Annotated in this window: 15 protein-coding genes and 2 pseudogenes; 6 read left to right on the top strand and 11 right to left on the bottom strand. The window is 46.0% G+C overall.

The window, feature by feature from the left end; all coding sequences use genetic code 11:
* Positions 1 to 444: 444 nt before the first annotated feature.
* Positions 445 to 1155 (bottom strand): two-component system response regulator BtsR, encoded by a 711-nt coding sequence (gene btsR / locus MJO46_RS04560; protein WP_253988297.1) that lies wholly within the window; start codon positions 1153 to 1155, stop codon positions 445 to 447.
* A pseudogene (locus MJO46_RS04555) lies at positions 1152 to 2833 on the bottom strand (LytS/YhcK type 5TM receptor domain-containing protein). Before MJO46_RS04555 ends, btsR begins: the two are co-directional and overlap by 4 nt.
* Positions 2834 to 2961: 128 nt before the next feature.
* Here MJO46_RS04555 and MJO46_RS04550 point away from each other — a divergent pair.
* Positions 2962 to 3204 carry a YecH family metal-binding protein gene (locus MJO46_RS04550; protein WP_253988296.1) on the top strand — a complete coding sequence of 81 codons (243 nt, stop codon included), beginning with the start codon at positions 2962 to 2964 and terminating at the stop codon, positions 3202 to 3204.
* A 39-nt stretch (positions 3205 to 3243) separates the two neighbouring features.
* On the opposite strand, the gene MJO46_RS04545 is transcribed toward MJO46_RS04550, so the two are convergent.
* The 6 genes from MJO46_RS04545 to MJO46_RS04520 all read right to left on the bottom strand — a co-directional run bounded on the left by MJO46_RS04545 (position 3244) and on the right by MJO46_RS04520 (position 7206).
* Positions 3244 to 3585: a replication protein RepA gene (locus tag MJO46_RS04545; RefSeq protein WP_198783047.1), complete on the bottom strand. Its 342-nt coding sequence runs from the start codon at positions 3583 to 3585 to the stop codon at positions 3244 to 3246.
* Complete coding sequence (locus MJO46_RS04540; RefSeq protein ID WP_198783048.1) at positions 3572 to 4240, bottom strand: AAA family ATPase; 669 nt, start codon at positions 4238 to 4240, stop codon at positions 3572 to 3574. Before MJO46_RS04540 ends, MJO46_RS04545 begins: the two co-directional genes overlap by 14 nt.
* Positions 4241 to 4317: 77 nt before the next feature.
* Positions 4318 to 4620 carry a PilZ domain-containing protein gene (locus tag MJO46_RS04535; RefSeq protein WP_253988295.1) on the bottom strand — a complete coding sequence of 101 codons (303 nt, stop codon included), beginning with the start codon at positions 4618 to 4620 and terminating at the stop codon, positions 4318 to 4320.
* Positions 4621 to 4779: 159 nt separating this feature from the next.
* Positions 4780 to 5184: a phosphate-starvation-inducible protein PsiE gene (locus tag MJO46_RS04530; RefSeq protein ID WP_198783049.1), complete on the bottom strand. Its 405-nt coding sequence runs from the start codon at positions 5182 to 5184 to the stop codon at positions 4780 to 4782.
* A 124-nt stretch (positions 5185 to 5308) separates the two neighbouring features.
* Entirely contained in the window at positions 5309 to 6481 is a 1173-nt protein-coding gene (locus tag MJO46_RS04525) for an NnrS family protein (protein ID WP_253988294.1), read from the bottom strand.
* A gap of 215 nt (positions 6482 to 6696) precedes the next feature.
* Positions 6697 to 7206 carry a DUF2062 domain-containing protein gene (locus tag MJO46_RS04520; protein WP_253988293.1) on the bottom strand — a complete coding sequence of 170 codons (510 nt, stop codon included), beginning with the start codon at positions 7204 to 7206 and terminating at the stop codon, positions 6697 to 6699.
* A gap of 32 nt (positions 7207 to 7238) precedes the next feature.
* Here MJO46_RS04520 and MJO46_RS04515 point away from each other — a divergent pair, with 32 nt between their 5' ends.
* From MJO46_RS04515 to MJO46_RS04500, 4 genes are read left to right on the top strand one after another with little or no spacing between them, the layout of a single operon-like run.
* A complete protein-coding gene (locus MJO46_RS04515; protein WP_253988292.1) occupies positions 7239 to 9563 on the top strand; it encodes a DNA internalization-related competence protein ComEC/Rec2 in 2325 nt (774 codons plus the stop codon).
* A 32-nt stretch (positions 9564 to 9595) separates the two neighbouring features.
* Positions 9596 to 11404, top strand: coding sequence for a lipid A export permease/ATP-binding protein MsbA (gene msbA, locus MJO46_RS04510; RefSeq protein WP_253988291.1), 1809 nt, complete (start codon positions 9596 to 9598; stop codon positions 11402 to 11404).
* On the top strand, positions 11405 to 12418 hold the full coding sequence (gene lpxK / locus MJO46_RS04505) for a tetraacyldisaccharide 4'-kinase (RefSeq protein ID WP_253988290.1): 1014 nt from the start codon (positions 11405 to 11407) through the stop codon (positions 12416 to 12418).
* Positions 12405 to 12584: a Trm112 family protein gene (locus tag MJO46_RS04500; RefSeq protein ID WP_253988289.1), complete on the top strand. Its 180-nt coding sequence runs from the start codon at positions 12405 to 12407 to the stop codon at positions 12582 to 12584. The genes lpxK and MJO46_RS04500 overlap by 14 nt, the downstream gene beginning before the upstream one ends.
* A gap of 68 nt (positions 12585 to 12652) precedes the next feature.
* Here MJO46_RS04500 and MJO46_RS04495 read toward each other — a convergent pair whose 3' ends face one another.
* Positions 12653 to 13117 (bottom strand): hypothetical protein, encoded by a 465-nt coding sequence (locus MJO46_RS04495; protein ID WP_253988288.1) that lies wholly within the window; start codon positions 13115 to 13117, stop codon positions 12653 to 12655.
* 149 nt (positions 13118 to 13266) lie between these two features.
* Between MJO46_RS04495 and MJO46_RS04490 the strand changes: the two genes are divergently transcribed.
* The gene (locus MJO46_RS04490; RefSeq protein WP_253988287.1) at positions 13267 to 13956 is read left to right on the top strand and encodes an energy-coupling factor ABC transporter permease; all 690 of its coding nucleotides are present in this window, start codon (positions 13267 to 13269) and stop codon (positions 13954 to 13956) included.
* Positions 13957 to 14010: 54 nt separating this feature from the next.
* On the opposite strand, the pseudogene MJO46_RS04485 reads toward MJO46_RS04490, so the two are convergent.
* Both MJO46_RS04485 and MJO46_RS04480 read right to left on the bottom strand, forming a co-directional pair.
* Positions 14011 to 14366, bottom strand: a pseudogene (locus MJO46_RS04485) (glutathione S-transferase N-terminal domain-containing protein).
* 276 nt (positions 14367 to 14642) lie between these two features.
* Positions 14643 to 17903 (bottom strand): DUF748 domain-containing protein, encoded by a 3261-nt coding sequence (locus tag MJO46_RS04480; protein ID WP_253988286.1) that lies wholly within the window; start codon positions 17901 to 17903, stop codon positions 14643 to 14645.
* Between the last annotated feature and the right edge of the window lie 113 nt (positions 17904 to 18016).

Below are 18016 nucleotides of genomic sequence, written 5' to 3'. Positions count from 1 at the left end.
TTTGTTATCTCCCCATTTGAGTTCAGCAAAGTGTAAACAAATTGTTTACCTAAAACAGGGTGATTTAGTTAAGAGGTCGATAATGCAGTGCCAGCGGCAATAGGATAGCGTGAGCGGTTACATAGGTATGTCTTATACCCAAGCTACCTGAAGATACGAGTTTCAGAGCGCCTAGGGTGCTTCAATTCAAGGCGCATCAATGAAAGAATGTGGGCCACCTTTTGAATTGATGCAACACGGAAGTGGAGTGCCCTAGGCGCTCCGTCCCGGCGGGTTTTAACGCACTTTATGCTGTGTTGGTTATTTTTAACTTAGCCCACTAGGTCTGCAAATAACCGCCTTGCCTAAAGCGCGTTAAGTTCCCGCTGAATCCTGCATCTTCAGGTTGTTTGGGTATATAAGTATGCATCGCCCTGAGCGGTATTCTGCAACGATTAAATGGCATTATTGAAAACCAAACAATTGCTTAAGGCTTTTAAGATAACGGCGCGATACGGGCACTTTGTCTCCGAGTAAGGTGGTGACCTCGGCGCCAGTATCGAGCAACTCAATCTCGGCGATAGCCTTTGGTGAGATAAGATATTGACGATGACAACGCACGAGCGGCGTTTTTTCCTCTAGTACTTTCAACGTGAGTTGGGTGTGGACTTTTCCCTTATTGCAGGCGACATGGACGCCGCTTAAATCACTAAACACGTATTCCACATCCCCAATAGGAATGACTTTTAACTTGCTACCGCTGTAGCAGGGCAAGTGCTCGAGGCGAGATGGTGCAATAGCGCTGACGGCCTGTGGTGTAAGATCTTTGCGAACACGCTTAAGGGTTTGGTTGAGTCTGTCGGCATCTATGGGTTTGAGTAAATAATCGAAGGCATGGCTATCGAATGCCTTTACGGCAAACTCATCATAGGCGGTAACAAACACGATTTTAGGTAAGGTTTCAGGATCGAGCATGGCAATTAACTCCATCCCTGAGATCCGTGGCATTTGAATATCGAGGAAAACCAGTTGGGGCTTTTCCTTAGCAATGGTTTGTAGCGCCTCGATGGCATTAGCGCATTGGCCGATAATATCTATGTCGGCTTCTTGACCGAGGAGATCGGCGAGTTCCTCACGAGCAAACAGCTCATCATCCACAATTAAACAAGTGATCACGTGTTTGTTTCCGTTGATTCTATGGGGAGACGAATGGTGATTTTAGTGTATTCATCCGGCTCGCATTCTACTGTGATGCCATATTGTTCGCCAAATAGGTTTTGGATCCGTTTATGGACTAAGTTCATCCCCAGCCCTTCAGAACCCGATACTGGCTGATATAAACCTGCATTATCCGTGACATCTAACGTTAAAATATTGTCTTCTAGCTTGCCTGTTACTTTGATTTGCCCTTGCTCTATCATATGGGATGTGCCGTGTTTGACGGCATTTTCTATGATAGGTTGCAGGGTAAATGCAGGCACTTTGCAGTGGTAGAGTGACTCAGGTATGGCGATGTTAACTTGTAATTTATCAATAAAACGCGCCTTCTCAATGGTGAGATAGGAGGCGATGTGATCGAGCTCATCTCCGAGTGTGACTAGGCCTGTGGTGCGCTTTAGATTTATCCGTAAAAACTGCGATAATTGTTGTAATAGCTGTTTTGACATATCAGGATCGCGTTTGATAATCGCACTGATAGTATTGAGCGCATTAAATAAAAAGTGTGGATTGACTTGGGCTTGCAGCAGTTTTAACTCCGCCTGTGTGAGTAAGTTTTGCTGTTGTTCGAAGCGGCCATAGAGAATTTGGTTGGATAGCAAGCGTGCTATACCTTCACCTAAGGTGCGATTAATATTCAAGAACAGCTTATTTTTAGGTTCATACAATTTAATGGTGCCTATGACCTCAGTGTCACTACGCAAGGGGATCACTAGACTCGAACCGAGTTTGCATTGGGCTGAAATCGAACAGGCATAGGGCGTTTCGACGCCATCGGCAAACATCACCTTATTTTGATTTATGGCCTCAAGGGTGATTTTTGATGAAATAGGCGTGCCAGGAATATGGTGATCGGCGCCGATCCCGATAAAGGCTAAAAGTTTTTCCCTATCCGTAATTGCGACTGCACCAACATTGGTCTCTTCAATCACAATTTGCGCCACCTTGCCGCTGCTTTCCTCATTAAAACCTTTAGAAAGTAAACCCACACTGCGTTCGGCAATTTTGAGGGCTTTAGTCGAAAAGCTGGAGGAGAGTTTATCGAACATCGTCTTTTGATCGCGGATCATGCTCATAAACAGCGCTGCACCGATGGAGTTAACGAGTAACATCGGCGGCGCAATTTGACGAACAAGTTCCCATGCATCGTCAAATGGGCGTGCAACCAACAGGATAATGCTCATTTGCATCATCTCAGCGTAGAAGGTAACTAAACACACGAGTAATGGATTGTAGATAAGTTCGCTCTTACCCGCTCTGCGTAGATAAAAACTGATCATCCCCGCCGAAAGGCCTTCTAGTGTCGTCGATATGGCGCAGGCGACATCGGTAAAACCGCCCATACTGTAGCGATGCAATCCCCCCGTCAATCCAACTAATAATCCGGTTACTGGACCGCCTAATAAACCACCCAGAACGGCACCCATGGCGCGGGTATTGGCAATCGCACCTGAGGTTTGCTCGCCAAAGTAGGTTGCCATAATGCAGAAGCTGGAAAAATTAAATAGATAAAAACTTTGTGGGGTAAGCGTGGTGAGGTTTCAGCAAATAGTTTAAAAAGCGGTGTTTTACTGACTAAGTAAACAATCACTAAGTACAGTGACATCTGCTGGGTGAGTAAAAGGATCAAGGACATAGAGGCTCACATTTTCGTCACAGATGTCGGCGCCGCGGACCAAATTAATAGTATGTGCGCGAGATCAGGGTTCAAATTCAACAGTTCGGCTATAAAGAGCAATCTTAATTGCATCTTTTGGAGGATACATGTCCGACTCTGTTCACGGTCATGACGTTATGGCGCTGATGGTAGCTCAAGGAAGCCCCATTTTAAAGCATGAATTGATCGCCCTTATGGCGCAGAAATTTGGTGATTCTGCGCGTTATCACACTTGTAGTGCTGAAAATCTCACTGCAATTGAGTTGCTAATCCTACTCACGAGTAAAGAGAAGCTCCAAGAAACGGCGCAGGGAATGACACTCGTCGCTGGACGGCAGTGCCATCATTGAGATCGCTAAATAGGTTTAAAGGAAGATAATTGCTGCTGATTAACGCTCATCCTCATCTTTATGGACGATTCTGTGTTGCTCGGCGGCAGTGCGTTGGCTGAACTCTTCAATTAAAATCCGCAATAAGCGAGACTTAGCAACTTTAGTGTCCTTTGACAGTATATCGAGTTGGGAGATACTGGTTTCTGTGAGCGTAAAAGTGGCGTGTCGGTATATTTTGGCCGACTTTTTATCTAAGCCCCGTTGGACATTTGTCGGCGGCGCAGCTAAAAGACTCGCCTTACCTAAGGCGTAGTTATTGGCATCCTCAATAAAATCATCGACAGAAACCGGCGTGATGATTTGTTTGGGTTTCTTGCGTTTAAGATCAGTTAAGCTCATAGCTATTTTCTGGTGGTAAAGTGAATAACTCATCCACTATGGCGCGAATTTCATCAGCGGCTTTACCATCTGGCTCAATTTCGATGACCGAAGAGCCTTTTTCCTCACTGTCATCATAAATGTTACGGCAAAAGGTAACAGAGTTGAGCACCCTTAGCCCAAAGGATTGCACTACGTCTTTTGCCTCTAAAATACGCTTAAATTGTGTTGGCAGAGCAGGGCATTGCGTTAGCACTATGGTGGCCACCATTTTAGGATTGACCATCTTACAGGTACTTAGCATATCTTCCATATGGGGGAGGGTTTTAAGATCTCGCCTCTTAGGCCTAAGGGGGATCACCACATAGGTCGCTACCGACATAGCGGCACGCATTGCGAGGTTATCCTGACCACCACAGTCAACAATCACGTAATCGAAACGTTCATTCAGGCTCAGTAAGTCATTGCGAATTTTGCCATAGAGCTGGATACAGTTGATGGCGGGCAAACTGGGATCATTGTTTCGGGCTTGGATCCAATCTGAAGTGGTTCGCTGTGGATCACAATCGACCATCAGGACGTTGGCATCGAATTTCTGCTTAATATAAACCGCGAGGTTTTGCGCGAGACAACTCTTGCCACTTCCTCCTTTCTCACCACCTACCAACAAAATCATAGTGACGTCCCCTGCGTGGATCTTTCAATTAATTCAGTGTAGAACAGCCCGGCTTACCCTGCGTAGCTTAAGTCAAATTAAAGCAATTGCATGGCGATATGGTAGCTTTGCTCGTGGCATTGAGAGCAACGGCATACTTGGCCCTTAACGGTATTTTGCTGGGTGGTGTTGGGATTAAAAGTGACTTCGATTAATTCACCCAGCGCGAAAGGTTTTTTATAGTCGAATAAAATACCTCTTCTGGCTAAATCGATACAAACGCCTTCATCTGTGTGTTCGACTCCCAGTTGATCGCTCCAATGTAGGAGGATACGTTCCGCTTCCATATCCACTCGCAGTGATGTGCGTTTTTCTTCAAAACCAGTAGCATGGTCACCCATAACTCGATTGCCCCGTAAATAATTGATCCTAGTAAAACTTAGCATAATTGCTTTTTCACAGAATACCAATGTGAAAGCTAGGTCTTTGATAATAGTTTTAAAACGAGGACAGCAGGTGCTAGTGAATGAGCCTTCAATAGCACCAACTCAGGTGATTGATTAATTGTCGTATTCTTGATTTTTAGGGTAAGGCATTTTTAATTGACCCCAACGGATAACGATCACAGTTCCCGCTAAGATCAAGGTTGAAATAGAAATCGCCGCAATGCGCCAATCATCCATGCTTTTCATATCTAAAATCAGGTAACGGGCTAAGGCCACAATAGCAATATAGAGTGGCATACGTACCGGGAGTTTGCCTGACTCTGCGTAGTTAGCCACCATGGCTAAAACTTCGAGATAAATAAACAATAAGAGCAAGTCAGCAAGTGCGACCGAACCAACTGAGAAAATGTGAACAATTTCTTGTCCGATGGCGACGACGGTGGCGATGGCGATAATGATTAATACTAAATGCTCTACGGCTTTTAGCCCTTTGGCACCGTATTGGCGATAAAATGGCATAACAACTCCCTACTAAATATTTTTATAAATAGTAACAGTAAAAATACGTTAGTAGGGAAAAGTGCGGGAATTCTCTGTGACTCAATTCACAAGATATGAATTGGTCACAGAGAAATTGACAAGCTTAACCTGGACGTCCATCGGCCCTAGGTTGGCAGAGCATTGGGCCATAACAATAGCAGAAGCAGCCAAAGGCTAAGATCCAGCCACTAATAGCTCCTAGCAGAAACTCACTTGACCATTGGGTGAGTATCCCAGCGAATACTCTAAGGAGGGTTGCTAATAAGATGAGAATAAACCCGAATACCACAGGACGCGGTGGCTTAAGTTGTCGACCCGTATGACCGAGGGATACCCGTGACATCATCGCGAGTATCATGCCGCCTAAACCGCCTACCGTGATGGCATGCATGCCAACCGAGAGTGGCAGTCCTACGGCAATTAATGCCAATCCTATGGGAATGCACAAATAGCTTAAGTGTAGCGACCATAGTAGTGGGACTCCCCAGCTTGCCCGCCATCCCCAGCGATTCCAACGTAGCAACAGCACTAGGCCTGCCAGCCCTGCTATGACTCTGATGCTAAGTTCATGTTGTAAAAACAGGCTCATCGTTAAGGCGAGTAAACTGGCAAAGCTTAACCATTCAAGCCAAGGTAGTGAACTTTCGCGCTGCCATTGGGTTGCTCGCTCGGTGAAAAAGGGGATAACGCGGCCACCGAGTAGGGCGACGATAATGCTGATTACCAAAATTGCGCCATATAACCCATTGTTAATCCACTCAAACTTTTGGGTAAGTAGCCCGTAATAACTGGCCGCATTAAGTAGGGTGAGCAAGCTTAAGATCGGGATAAAGACAAAATTACGCCATTGACGCACTAGGATAACTGCAATGGCGAGTAATAAGGCGGTAAGGGGTAAAAAGAGTAAATCGAGTACCATTATCAGAGTAAATGGTATTCCAAAGGGGGCGAACAATAAAATCCGTGGTAGTAGCCAAACACAAAAGAGTCCGAGTAAGGCTAAGCCTTTTACCCCAGGTCGACCTGTCCAGTTTTGTACCGCTGTGAGTAAAAAACCAGCGACGACGGCACATGTAAAACCAAAGATCATTTCATGGCCATGCCACCATAATGGATTGAGTGTGCTAGGTAATACATTTATCCCTGAGAGAAAGCCCCCCCAGACAATCAATGCAAACACGCTAAATACACTGGCAAAGAGGAAGAAGGGTCTAAAGCCTAATCGAAAAAGTGCCATTTTAGGTTGGAGGTGCGCGGGCTCGTCGATGTTTAACATAAAATATGACTTAAGTTGGGAGAAAACTTGCCATATTTTAAGCTGCAAATTAAATGGATGTATATATCCCATAGTGAGTACTTGACTAACACAGTTGGGTATTGCAGCTATTTTAGGGAGGGATTTAGAGGGGAGTTGATACTGTGTTTAACGTCAAGCCAGCTTAGGCCCAGAAGCATCGTCTGGGCTATATATTGCTAGCGTAAGCGATTGAATTACTTATTCTTACGTTTTTGCCATTTAAACATAATGGAGTATTTCCAAAGGTTGCTGATCAGCAAATAGCCCGTTGCCGAAAAAATTACGCCTAATGTTAAACAGCCTAATAAAAAGGCCGGGCCAATAGTGGCCAGCGAGGCTTCAATCCACTGCCAACTTGCCTCGAAGGCAAATTCCTGTGGCGCATGGCCGAGGATTTTTGCGCCTAATAGATAAGCACCATAAAACATTACGGGCATAGTTAAGGGATTTGTGATCCATACTAAAGCGACCGAGACGGGGATGTTGACGTTAAAGAAAATAGCAAATGCCGCGGCAACGACCATTTGAAATGGCATAGGTATCCAAGCCACAAATAGACCAATAGCAAAGGCACCAGGGGCTGATTTTCTGTTCAATGCCCACAGATTAGGGTTGTGCAGTAATCGTCCGAACATGCGTAAGTGTTTATGCTCACGCAAAGTTTCAGGCTTTGGCATATATCTTTTTATTAATTTTTTTGGCATAGGCTGAAATTGCTGTCTTAACTTAATTCACTATGAATCGATTCATCTTTGGCTTTAGTGCCACCTTGTTGTCGGCAATGTTGTGGCCATCGTTGCCGCCAGTCAGTTATTTATCCTATCTTTTCGTTGGGGCCATTATCCTATATCAAAAAGCCCCCATTTGTTCGGGTGGACTCTTTGCTATGGTTTGGCTAACTGGTTTTTGCTTAGGATTATCTAGGCAGGATCTTCCAGTGTTACAACAACCTATTCAGGTGAGGGGCGAAATCATATCACTAGTTAGTCAAAACAGCGACTGGCTAAGTTTGGATATCGCCATCATTAAACCAAATTTAATCTTAGGGCCACAGGCTAAGTTAAGGCTGACTTGGAAGGAGCCCCTTGAGGTTGAAGTGGGCCAGGTTTGGTTATTTACCTTGATGCCTAAGAGCATCTCGAGTGTTTTAAATCAAGGTGGATATAACGAACAAAAGCAATTGATTAGCCAGCATATCGTCGGGAAAGGAAGAGTTATAAAAGCTGAGTTGCTCGAATCCAGTCCTTCATTACGAAATCGGCTTATTACACAGCTAAGCCCACAACTGTCGACATTGCCACAGGGGGACATACTGCTGGCGCTTATTTTAGGCGATAAGCGGCTTATCTCCCAAGAGAGGTGGCAGGCACTCAGGCAAACGGGGACGGGCCATCTAGTTGCTATCTCTGGTTTGCATTTATCTGTGGTGACTGCATGGATTTATGTATGCGCCTTGTTTGTACTGATCCGCTACGCCCCCAATCCGAGCCGTCGAAATATAGTGCTTTCCTTAGTGCTTGCCGGTGGCGGGGCGCTTTTTTATGCCTATCTCGCTGGTTTTGGGGTATCGACCCAGCGGGCACTGGTGATGATCCTACTATTGATGTTGTTGAGCCTATTAAAGCGTTTTTCTAGCCCTTGGGAACGCCTATTATTTGCCTTATTTGTGGTGTTGTTGATTGACCCATTATCGTGTTTAAGTGCTGGATTTTGGCTGTCATTTTGCGCGTTAGCGATCATTTTATACACCCTAGAAACGGCCCCAAAACCGCGACTTTTGGCTGAGAATGCTAATCTTGCGGTACGTTTGGGGGCAGGTTTAAAGCAGTTCTGGTCGATTCAGTGGCGGCTAAGCCTCTGCCTTGGGTTAGTGCAAGCGATTCTTTTTGGGGGGATGAGCGTCCACAGTTTATGGATGAATATGCTTGTCGTGCCCTGGTTTAGTTTTGTGGTTATTCCAATGGCGATGGCGGGATTTGCGTTTTGGTGGCTGAGTACACTTTGGGAAGCCTCATGGATAGGGTTATTGCGCCTAAGCGATTGGATGTTAATGCCCTATGACAAATTATTAGATATCAGTGGCAGCTTGCCAGCCCACTGGCAAGCTGTGCCAGAGAGTGCTTTGGCCATCGGGCTTTTTGCATTATTAGGAGGAATACTTTGGCGTTATATCCCTCGCCAGTATCAATACTGGCAATGGTATGTCGTGATGGGGTGCTTCTTTATCCCACTAATATTCATTGTTTTATCTAAATGGTTACCACTTAAATCATCCTCTTGGACAGTGCATCTATTAGATGTTGGCCAAGGGCTCGCCGTAGTGGTGGAAAAGGATGGCAGGGGGCTCATTTATGATACTGGCGCCGCATTTGGTGATAATTTTAGTTACAGCGAACGGGTGATTGTGCCGTTTTTGCACACTAAAGGTATTGAAGAGATAGATTATATTTTTATTAGCCACAGTGATAACGATCATGCAGGCGGTGCTGCCGTACTCGTTCAAGCTTATCCGCAGGCTCAGTGGATAACCGATGTGCCTCATATAGTTGGGCAGGCTTGTCGTCCTAACCAAATAGAATGGCAATCGCTTAACTTGTCGGTTCTGTCACCTGACACAGCCATCGCGGGGAATAATGGTTCCTGTGTGCTGCGGATCGGTGATGGTCTGCAGAGCATATTATTGACCGGCGATATCGAGAAGGAAACGGAGGCAAGATTAATTAGACAGGCACAGATGCAGTCAACACCTTTAGCGAATCAGGTGCTTATCGCGCCACACCACGGCAGTAAAACCTCATCGACCGATGCTTTTATTGATGCCGTTGCACCGGAACTCGTATTGTTTCCTGCTGGGCTTGCTAATCGATATGGATTTCCTAAGCCCGCAGTTGTAGAGCGATATCAACGGCGCAATATTATGTATCTAACAACAGGGGAAGAGGGGCAAATTAGTGTGATTTTTCAGCAGAATGAGCGGATCGTTAAAACCTACAGGCGGGATTTAGCGCCATTTTGGTACAACCGCTTGTTTAGATTTGGTGACTTGATTAATCCAGAGTAGAATGGCTACTTTGCCATAATTTAGTGTTATCAATGACAGCATCTCCTAAAGACGAAATGTGGACAGTTTTCAAACGATTACTGGGCTATCTTAAACCGATGAAGGGCATGTTTTTGCTTTCTGTTACGGGACTTATTATCTATGGTCTCGTCGATGCGGCTTTTATCGCTTTCATCGGCCCTTTTATCGATAAGGGTTTTTCTAGTGGAACGCCCGCGGCCATCAGTAATGGCATTGCCTTGCCAACGAGCCAAGGCTTCCATGCCGACAACAATATACTGATGATGGCGCCCATCGTTGTTATTTTAATGTTTTCCCTGCGCGGTTTTGCCAATTTTGTGTCGACCTACGGCATCTCGTACATGAGTGCGCGACTGATCATGGATATGCGTCAGCAAGTATTTGAGCATTATCTCAGTTTGCCTGTGAGTTATATGGATAAGGAAAACACCGGAAATTTGATTTCTAAGGTGACCTTTGACACTGAGCAAATTGCCCGAGCTTCGGGTAGCGCCTTGATCTCCATCGTCCGCGACAGTGTGACTGTGATGGGGATGTTAGTGCTGATGTTTTATAACTCATGGAAACTGTCCCTGTGCATTCTGGTGATCGGCCCCATTATGGGATTAGTGATCACTGTAGTGAGTCGCCGTTTCCGTAAAGTCTCTAAGCAGATTCAAACGGCCATGGGCGGCGTAAGTGCCACCACAGAGCAGATGATCAAAGGCCATAAAAACGTCTTAGCCTTCGGTGGGCAAGAAACCGAAGTGGCTCGTTTTGCTAAGGTTAATGATCAAAATCGTCATCAAAATATGAAGTTAGCCGTAGCTCAGGCAATCAGCCAGCCGCTGATCATGGTGATAGGCTCCTTCGCATTGGCATTTGTATTGTATGCGGCCAGTTTAGATAGCATGAAAGCCGATCTGACCGCTGGGACCTTTGCCACTATCCTCGGGGCAATGATGGCCATGTTACAACCCATTAAAAACCTGACTAAGGTCAATGCTGAATTTCAGCGGGGTATTGCCGCTTGTACTACGGTATTTGAACTGCTAGATACCCAGCCCGAATCCGATACTGGTACTTATACCGTTGAGCGAGCAAAGGGGAATTTACGTTTTGAAGGGGTGAGCTTTAGCTACGACGGACAGGAGCGACTCGCCCTAGATAAAGTGGATTTTGAGGTAAAACAAGGGCAAACCTTAGCCCTAGTTGGTCGTTCTGGATCGGGTAAATCGACCATTGCGAGCCTAGTGACGCGTTTTTATACTGGGCTTGAGTCCGGTGATATTCTACTCGATGACATCAGTATCTACGATTACACATTAAAATCCCTGCGAAATCAGGTGGCCTTGGTCTCCCAGCAGGTGACCCTGTTCAATGACACTATTGCCAACAATATTGCCTACGCCTATCCAGGTTCAGTCACCCGCGAACAGATTATCCAAGCGGCAACCTTAGCCCATGCGATGGAGTTTATTGAGCATCTGCCCGAAGGGCTCGATACCCAAGTGGGTGAAAATGGTGTCTTACTCTCCGGTGGACAACGCCAGCGTATTGCCATCGCGCGGGCCATGCTACGTGATGCGCCTGTGCTTATCCTCGATGAGGCGACATCGGCACTGGATACTGAGTCTGAAAAAGCGATCCAGCAGGGCTTAGATAATTTGCGGCAAAATCGTACCTCAGTGGTGATTGCCCATAGGCTCTCCACGATTGAGAGCGCCGATCAAATTCTGGTGGTCGATCAAGGCCGTATCGTTGAGCGTGGCACCCATAAGTCCCTATTGGAATTGGGTGGTATGTACGCCAAGTTGTATCAAATGCAATTTGGTCATTAGATGCAGGCACTCGTTAATAAAATTTGGTATCACGGTCATCCACTGCAGTGGCTATTGCTGCCGTTTTCAGGGTTATTTGCGCTGATCACTGCGGTGCGCCGCGGTTTATTCCGTCTTGGCATTAAATCCCAAACAAGTCTACCAGTACCTGTAATTGTGGTTGGAAATATCACAGTCGGCGGCAGTGGCAAGACACCAACGGTTATTTATCTTATCGAGTTACTCCGAGCAAAGGGATTTACCCCAGGGGTGATTAGCCGGGGGTATGGCGCGGATATTCGAGGCGTTAGAGTCGTTTCAACCGGAGCAAGTGCTGCTGAGGTTGGGGATGAACCGGCGATGATAGTGGCCCGCACTGGGGTGCCTATGGTGGTGGGGAGTAAAAGGGTTGACGCGGCTAAAACCTTGATCAGCGAGTTTAGTGTCGATGTGATCATCTGTGACGATGGGCTACAGCATTATGCGCTTGGGCGGGATATTGAGCTGGTGGTGATCGATGGTCAAAGGGGATTAGGTAACCAACATCTTCTCCCTGCAGGTCCACTCCGTGAAGGTGCTTGGCGGCTCGAACAAGTGGATTTTGTGGTGGTTAATGGCGGTCCTGCTAATGACGGGCAATTTGCGATGCAATTGCTCCCTACAGAGGTGAGGGCGGTAAAGGGAGGCGCTGTGAATGGGCTATTTGATAAAACTCAGCCTCTAATCGCTATGGCTGGAATTGGTAATCCCGCGCGTTTCTTCGACTCTTTGCAAGCCGAGGGCTACCAGTTAGCCTTATCCCACGGGTTTGATGATCACCAAGCCTATGATAAAAAACAGTTATGTGATTTGGCGAAAGATTTTCCGTTGATGATGACCGAAAAAGATGCGGTTAAATGTCGCGATTTTGCACAAGAAAACTGGTGGTATTTGGCGGTCAATGCCAAGCTATCCCCACAATTTGATGAGCAGCTGTTAAACCGTCTTCGCGATGTGGTTGCAGCGAAACAAGGAAACTTTCATGGCATTCGATAAAAAACTTTTAGATATAGTAGCTTGCCCAGTTTGCAAGGGAAAACTTGAGTATGATAAGGCAGCGCAGCAGTTGATCTGTAAAGCCGATAAATTGGCTTACCCTATCACCGAAGGTATCCCTGTGTTGCTGGAGAATCGTGCGATTCCGCTCACTGACGCCGTTTAATCTCAAGACTGTGATGCGCGTCCCTGATACGCGCATCGCATTTATACCAAGCGTATCAATTATGTAGATTAATAATTCACAAATTTTTGCCTGTCAGTCGCTGTCGCCCCTTCCTTACATTCGCCGCGGATCTCTCCCCGCCCAGATTCAATGATCCGACTCAGTTCGAAATAGCCCTCACGGCAGTACCCCGTCATTTCTAAGGTTTTAGTGAGGCCGAGCACGACCTGTTCCCCCCAAACTTCGAGAATGTCTTCATGCTCTTTTCGGCTTCGACGTTGTTCGCGGGGATCTTGGTCCATCTGCCGCATACGCTCTTCATGGGGAAGTGGGCGTTCAGCCATATCACGACTCGATTTATCTTCGACTAAAGCCGCCTGATAGGTAAATAGCTTTAGGCCATCGGCTTTAATCTCTGTGGTCAATTTATCTTTTAATTTACCCGCCAACTCCGCGGGGTCTATCGGCGCACTACTGCAGGCAATAAGGGTAAAGCAGCCGAAGATGGCGAGACTGAGTGATTTACGGGACATAATAAACGTTAACTCTTAGGTTATTAACTCCCAGAAGAATACCTTAATATGGCGGCAAATATCATAGATTTATGGCATTTTTTGCCAAGTGCGACTAAGCCATTTAAGCTCTACTAATTTGCCGTGTCGTCAATAAGGGATTTACATCAATGTGGGAGTTCTGGTCGAACCGATTAACGCAAATTGAATGGACCTTAAATCCAGTGCAACTGATGGCTTTATTGCTGTTAGGGCTATGGGTTTATGCCATTTGGCCGAAGGAGGAGTTACAACAAGTTATTAAAAATAAAGGATTACAGTGGCGATTGTTGCTAGTCCTGGTGGTGATTAATAGCCTGTGGATGTTGAATGCCAGTATCCAAATTGGGTTACATCTGCACTTTTTAGGATTAGTGACCTGTTTGTTGATGTTTGGCTGGCGCTTAGCCACTGTGGCTTTACTTCTACCGAGTGCTTTTTTTAGTGTTTTTGTGTTGAAGCAACCGGGGGAATTTGGCGCGTTTAGTTTATTTTCCACGGCCATTCCGTTGTTTTTATCTTTTATGTTTTACAGTCGCAGTTATCATCTTTTCCCTAAACATATTTTTGTCTTTATCTTTGTGGGAGCCTTTATCAATGCGGGGTTATCGACGGTATTTCATCAGTTAAGTTGGGCGGCTTGGCTTTGGTTAGCTGCCGATTACGATTGGGGAGTGTTAGTCGATAATTATTTGATGTTGATCCCTTTGCTGGCGTTTCCGGAGGCCTTATTAAATGGGATGGCGGTGACATTGCTGGTGGTGTATCAACCCCAATGGTTGTTTGATTATTCTGATCGTGAATATTTGTGGCGTAAATAGAGGCAGTGAATGTGAACAGCAAAGGCACGCAGTATTCACTGCGCGCCTTTGACGCTATGCGAAACGTTGGTCTAAGTAACTGATAATATCCTTAGACCATATAACCATTGCACCCCATCATTTGCTTCGATACGCAAACAAGGGACTTGTTGTTTGCCACCTTGGGTGGTGAGTTCATCTTTGTGTGGCGACTTTTTAGCATCGAGTGTTTGGATATTGAGCCCTTGACGGCGCATCGCGCGGCGGACTTTGACGCAAAAAGGACAGGCTGGATATTGATAGAGGGTCAGAGCTTGCGTTTGGGCATCGATTTTTTGTTGTTCGGCTAGGGGACGATGACGCTTTTTAGGTGTAAAAACAAAGTTTAACAATAAAATGATCCGGCCTAAAATCCAACGAATAATAAACATGTTTACCTCAAATAATCAGGGAATAAGGATTGTCATCGGCATTTACTGCCATGCTATTTTGCAATCCAACTTTGCAATCTTTAGCGTGCTTAGGGCAAATTCCTGTGTGAAAGGGATTATTTCGCCCGCTTTTGCCTAGGGCGCCAAAGTGTAACCTAAGCCACTAGGCTGACCAACAGTTAAGTCGCAAACCCTGTGCTAGATGTATTAACGCCCAGCAATGGCTGGGCGTTAACTTATTTGTTGGATAAAGCAATGGTGATTTAGTTAGACAATTTATGGTACATCTATTGTCATATTAACTTGCGCGGCATCTTGGCTGAGTGTCACTCGGCTCTCGAGCAAGAAAATCCGCTCAGGTGCTATGCCCTTCGACTCAACGAGATAGGTTTTGACTGTTTTTGCCCTTTCTTGAGCGAGATCCCCAAGCATACCGTCGGTGACATTCTGGGCTTTTACGCACAGGTTATAGAGTGCAATGTGCCAACGGGTCGTGATTTCATCATCCGTTAGTGGAGTGTCTTTGGCGTCATTGATAACAGTGTCCTTAATCAACTGCGGATCCGCTGCCACTTCCTGCTCGTAGAGTTTGACTAATGCCTCGGCCAGAGGCCCTTGAGTTGGAAATTGGCTGGGGCTTAAATCTGCCGGTAATTCACTAAACTGGATGTTGGCCAGTTTGGCTAACTTACGCTTCATCATGCGCTGGGCGATGGTTTGACTGTCGTTAATGGCATCGACGCTACCTTCAATACTGAGTTTTAGCATAGGCCTATCGGTTAAGGCGCTGGCAAGTTTATCTAGGCTTTCTTGGGCTTTGCTATCGAGGGCAAAATTACCCGCGCTGAAGCTGATTTTATCTAAGGTTTCATCCGAACCAACGAGGCCCGCGAGGAAGGAGAAGGGTGCGGTTACCACCTTAGTGATCACATTGGTGAGCGCCGTCATAATGATACTGCCGACACTGAAACTGGGAGAGTCTAAATCCCCTGAGACTTCCATGCCTAAGTCGATGACGCCATTTCGATCCTGTAACAGGGCAATGGCTAAAGTGATGGGTAAACTGGTTGCTAAATCACTATTACTCGGTTTGCCAAGTTTGAGCTGATCGATCACTAAGTGATTACTGCCCTTAAGTTGGTTACGTTCGAGCTGATAGTTGAGTGCAAGTGACAGCTGCCCTTTATCGATATAGTAACCCGCATAGGTACCCGAATAGGGATTGACCGAGGTGAGTTCAACACTTTTAAAGACTAAATCAAGGTCAAGATAAGGCATATCTAACAATGGGTTAATATCACCTTTGAGGGTAACTGGGGCATATTTATCAATCTTGCCTTTTATATCGACCGAAGCTTTTGTCCCCGGAGTTGACGATAAATGCTTGATATTTCCTTCCAGCTGTTCAATGCCCGAGGCAAAGTTTGGTGTTAAGGAATTATCGGCAAAAAAGGCCGAGCCTTGGCTAAAGCTTATCTGTTGAATATCCAAACTTAGCTCTGGTCGCGCAGATACCGCTGGTGTTGCCGATACATCACTCGAAGCCTTTGGGGTGGAGGCCGTTTTGACCACGTTAGTACCTGTCTTAGACTCTGGGGGATTGATAGCCGCGCTTTGTGTAGTTGGACTTTGCGCGGCGGGCATCTCAACAATCAGATTGCTAATATTGGTGCTTCTATCTTTCGCGATAACAACCTTAGCGTAGGGCTGATTAAAGGCTAAATGATCAATGTCGATTCGATTCTTTTGCTGGTCAAAATCCAACTGATTAATGTGCATTTTCTGCCATTTCACCAATGGAGCATTACGCAAATTGTCCAGAATGGTTAAATCATCCAGCTCAACACTGCCCCGATAAATGGCTTGACCTTTAGCATCGGCACTGACTTGCCCCGCGGTGCTAAGGACGCCGCCCTTGAGTTGGATATTTACATAGGGGGCTAAGTAGGGCTGAAATTGCGCTAATACGAGTTTATCCACTTGTAGTTTCGCAGCAATTGCACCAGCGGTGGCATCAATTTGACCTTGGGAGGCGAGTTTGCCTTGGCCATTGACGGCCAATGAGACCTCATAATCAATGGGATCCTTTAAATCACTCACTATCGCTTGGGTGGCTAGATCCAGTGGATAGATGCGCCATTGCTGGGCTGTTGTGCTGAGTTTGTGTTCCGTAATATTGATGTCGTAATTTTTGAGGCTGAGTCCATCGAGTTGGATTCGCCATGTCGGTTCTGCCACTGCTTGGGTTGTTGGCTTTAGATCCGTGTTTTCGGCAATATTGGCGGCAGCATCCTGGCGTTGACTTTCGTTATCTGGAGCCGTGCTTTGGTCTGGATTGGAGGTCTGTGATGCAATCTGGGATCTGGGCGTCAATAGCCTTTGGAGATCAATACCTTGTTCATCAAACAGCGCGTGTAGCGCTAAGCCTTCACTGTGTAGCTGTTTGATGTGGATTGTTTGTTGCTGCAGATCCGTGTCAATACCATCAACGGCCAACAGGGGAAGATGGATAACTTGCTGTTCTTTATTAATTATATTGAGTTTCTCAAGAATTACTTGGCCACGATCGGAGTGCAGCTGTAAGGGCATATTCTCTGATAACTCAATTTGATAATCTGTTTTCGCGCTGATTTCGCCGTTGTCTAGGGCGACGTAAAATTGCTCATCGATAAATTGCCACAGAGGTGCCAATTTGAGCTTGGCAATTTGGACATCTCCAACCACCTTAAGTGGCGAAAGTTGAAACTGTCCCGCGAGGCTTACTTCCCCGTCATGCTCATCCTTAAGTTGCACTGCGTAGTGGTTATTGGCCAGCAAAGGGGGGATATTCGAAGTGTTATTTGCAGCAGCGGGCTCAGTTTTAGGCTTGGGTTGCTCCGACGGGGCGGCAGTTGTGTTTAGCGCTTGCCCCTTTGTCGCCATAGTGTACTCAGTATCTAACTGATTGAGTTTTATGTTGATACTAGGGTAATTAACCCGGGCTTGAGCGATATGATCATCGAAGCTAAATTTGCCTGCGGTTAAGGTGAATTGCCCAAGCATGATGCGTAGGGGCTTAGTGGGCTCCTTGGGTTCTGCCGCTGTGGATGGCGCCGAATTTTGCGCCAGTGTTGTCAGTATATCGTCAAAATTAAAGCTTTCTTTGCCTTGCTGTTGAGTGCGACGGATCTCAACATATGGGCCTTGTAGATGAACATTTTCAATGACGAGCGCTCGATTAAACACCGATTGCCAAAAGTTGACCTCGAGTTGAATCGCATCAATACCGGCAAATGGACTATTGTCTTTCTCATTTAGCGTAAACTGAGTTAATTCTACTTGATAAGTAAAGGGATTGAGTCGCAATTCTCCCACAGAGACTGGGCGGCCTAAGAGTTGGGATATTTTCTCTGGAGCGAAAGACACTAAGGTGTAGGGGATAATGAGCCCTAGGGTGATGACATAGCTTAGATAGGCCGTGGCCAAATAGGCAAAAATTCTTTGGTATTTGGGGCGTTTAAAGAAGGCATATTTTAAACGTGAGAGCTGGGTCATCATAGTAGGATCAAGGCTCCAATGCGCAAACTAGCGCTAAATCTATCCATAAATGATGACATTCTAGCGAATAATACTTAGTTTTACACATATTGTTTTCCATATTTTCGAGTAAA

It is taken from the genome of Shewanella sp. KJ2020, from assembly GCF_024197625.1.
Taxonomy (GTDB): domain Bacteria; phylum Pseudomonadota; class Gammaproteobacteria; order Enterobacterales; family Shewanellaceae; genus Shewanella.
This window is presented reverse-complemented; position numbering and strand designations above follow the sequence as displayed.

What these genes read in the sequence shown, in the direction of transcription:
- MJO46_RS04490 (WP_253988287.1), top strand. Translation starts at nt 13,267, where the DNA reads ATGTGGGAGTTCTGGTCGAACCGATTAACGCAAATTGAATGGACCTTA.
- MJO46_RS04535 (WP_253988295.1), bottom strand. Translation starts at nt 4,620, where the DNA reads ATGGGTGACCATGCTACTGGTTTTGAAGAAAAACGCACATCACTGCGA.
- MJO46_RS04520 (WP_253988293.1), bottom strand. Translation starts at nt 7,206, where the DNA reads ATGCCAAAAAAATTAATAAAAAGATATATGCCAAAGCCTGAAACTTTG.
- msbA (WP_253988291.1), top strand. Translation starts at nt 9,596, where the DNA reads ATGACAGCATCTCCTAAAGACGAAATGTGGACAGTTTTCAAACGATTA.
- MJO46_RS04550 (WP_253988296.1), top strand. Translation starts at nt 2,962, where the DNA reads ATGTCCGACTCTGTTCACGGTCATGACGTTATGGCGCTGATGGTAGCT.
- MJO46_RS04495 (WP_253988288.1), bottom strand. Translation starts at nt 13,117, where the DNA reads ATGTCCCGTAAATCACTCAGTCTCGCCATCTTCGGCTGCTTTACCCTT.
- MJO46_RS04545 (WP_198783047.1), bottom strand. Translation starts at nt 3,585, where the DNA reads ATGAGCTTAACTGATCTTAAACGCAAGAAACCCAAACAAATCATCACG.
- MJO46_RS04530 (WP_198783049.1), bottom strand. Translation starts at nt 5,184, where the DNA reads ATGCCATTTTATCGCCAATACGGTGCCAAAGGGCTAAAAGCCGTAGAG.
- MJO46_RS04500 (WP_253988289.1), top strand. Translation starts at nt 12,405, where the DNA reads ATGGCATTCGATAAAAAACTTTTAGATATAGTAGCTTGCCCAGTTTGC.
- MJO46_RS04540 (WP_198783048.1), bottom strand. Translation starts at nt 4,240, where the DNA reads ATGATTTTGTTGGTAGGTGGTGAGAAAGGAGGAAGTGGCAAGAGTTGT.
- lpxK (WP_253988290.1), top strand. Translation starts at nt 11,405, where the DNA reads ATGCAGGCACTCGTTAATAAAATTTGGTATCACGGTCATCCACTGCAG.
- MJO46_RS04480 (WP_253988286.1), bottom strand. Translation starts at nt 17,903, where the DNA reads ATGATGACCCAGCTCTCACGTTTAAAATATGCCTTCTTTAAACGCCCC.
- MJO46_RS04515 (WP_253988292.1), top strand. Translation starts at nt 7,239, where the DNA reads ATGAATCGATTCATCTTTGGCTTTAGTGCCACCTTGTTGTCGGCAATG.
- MJO46_RS04525 (WP_253988294.1), bottom strand. Translation starts at nt 6,481, where the DNA reads ATGTTAAACATCGACGAGCCCGCGCACCTCCAACCTAAAATGGCACTT.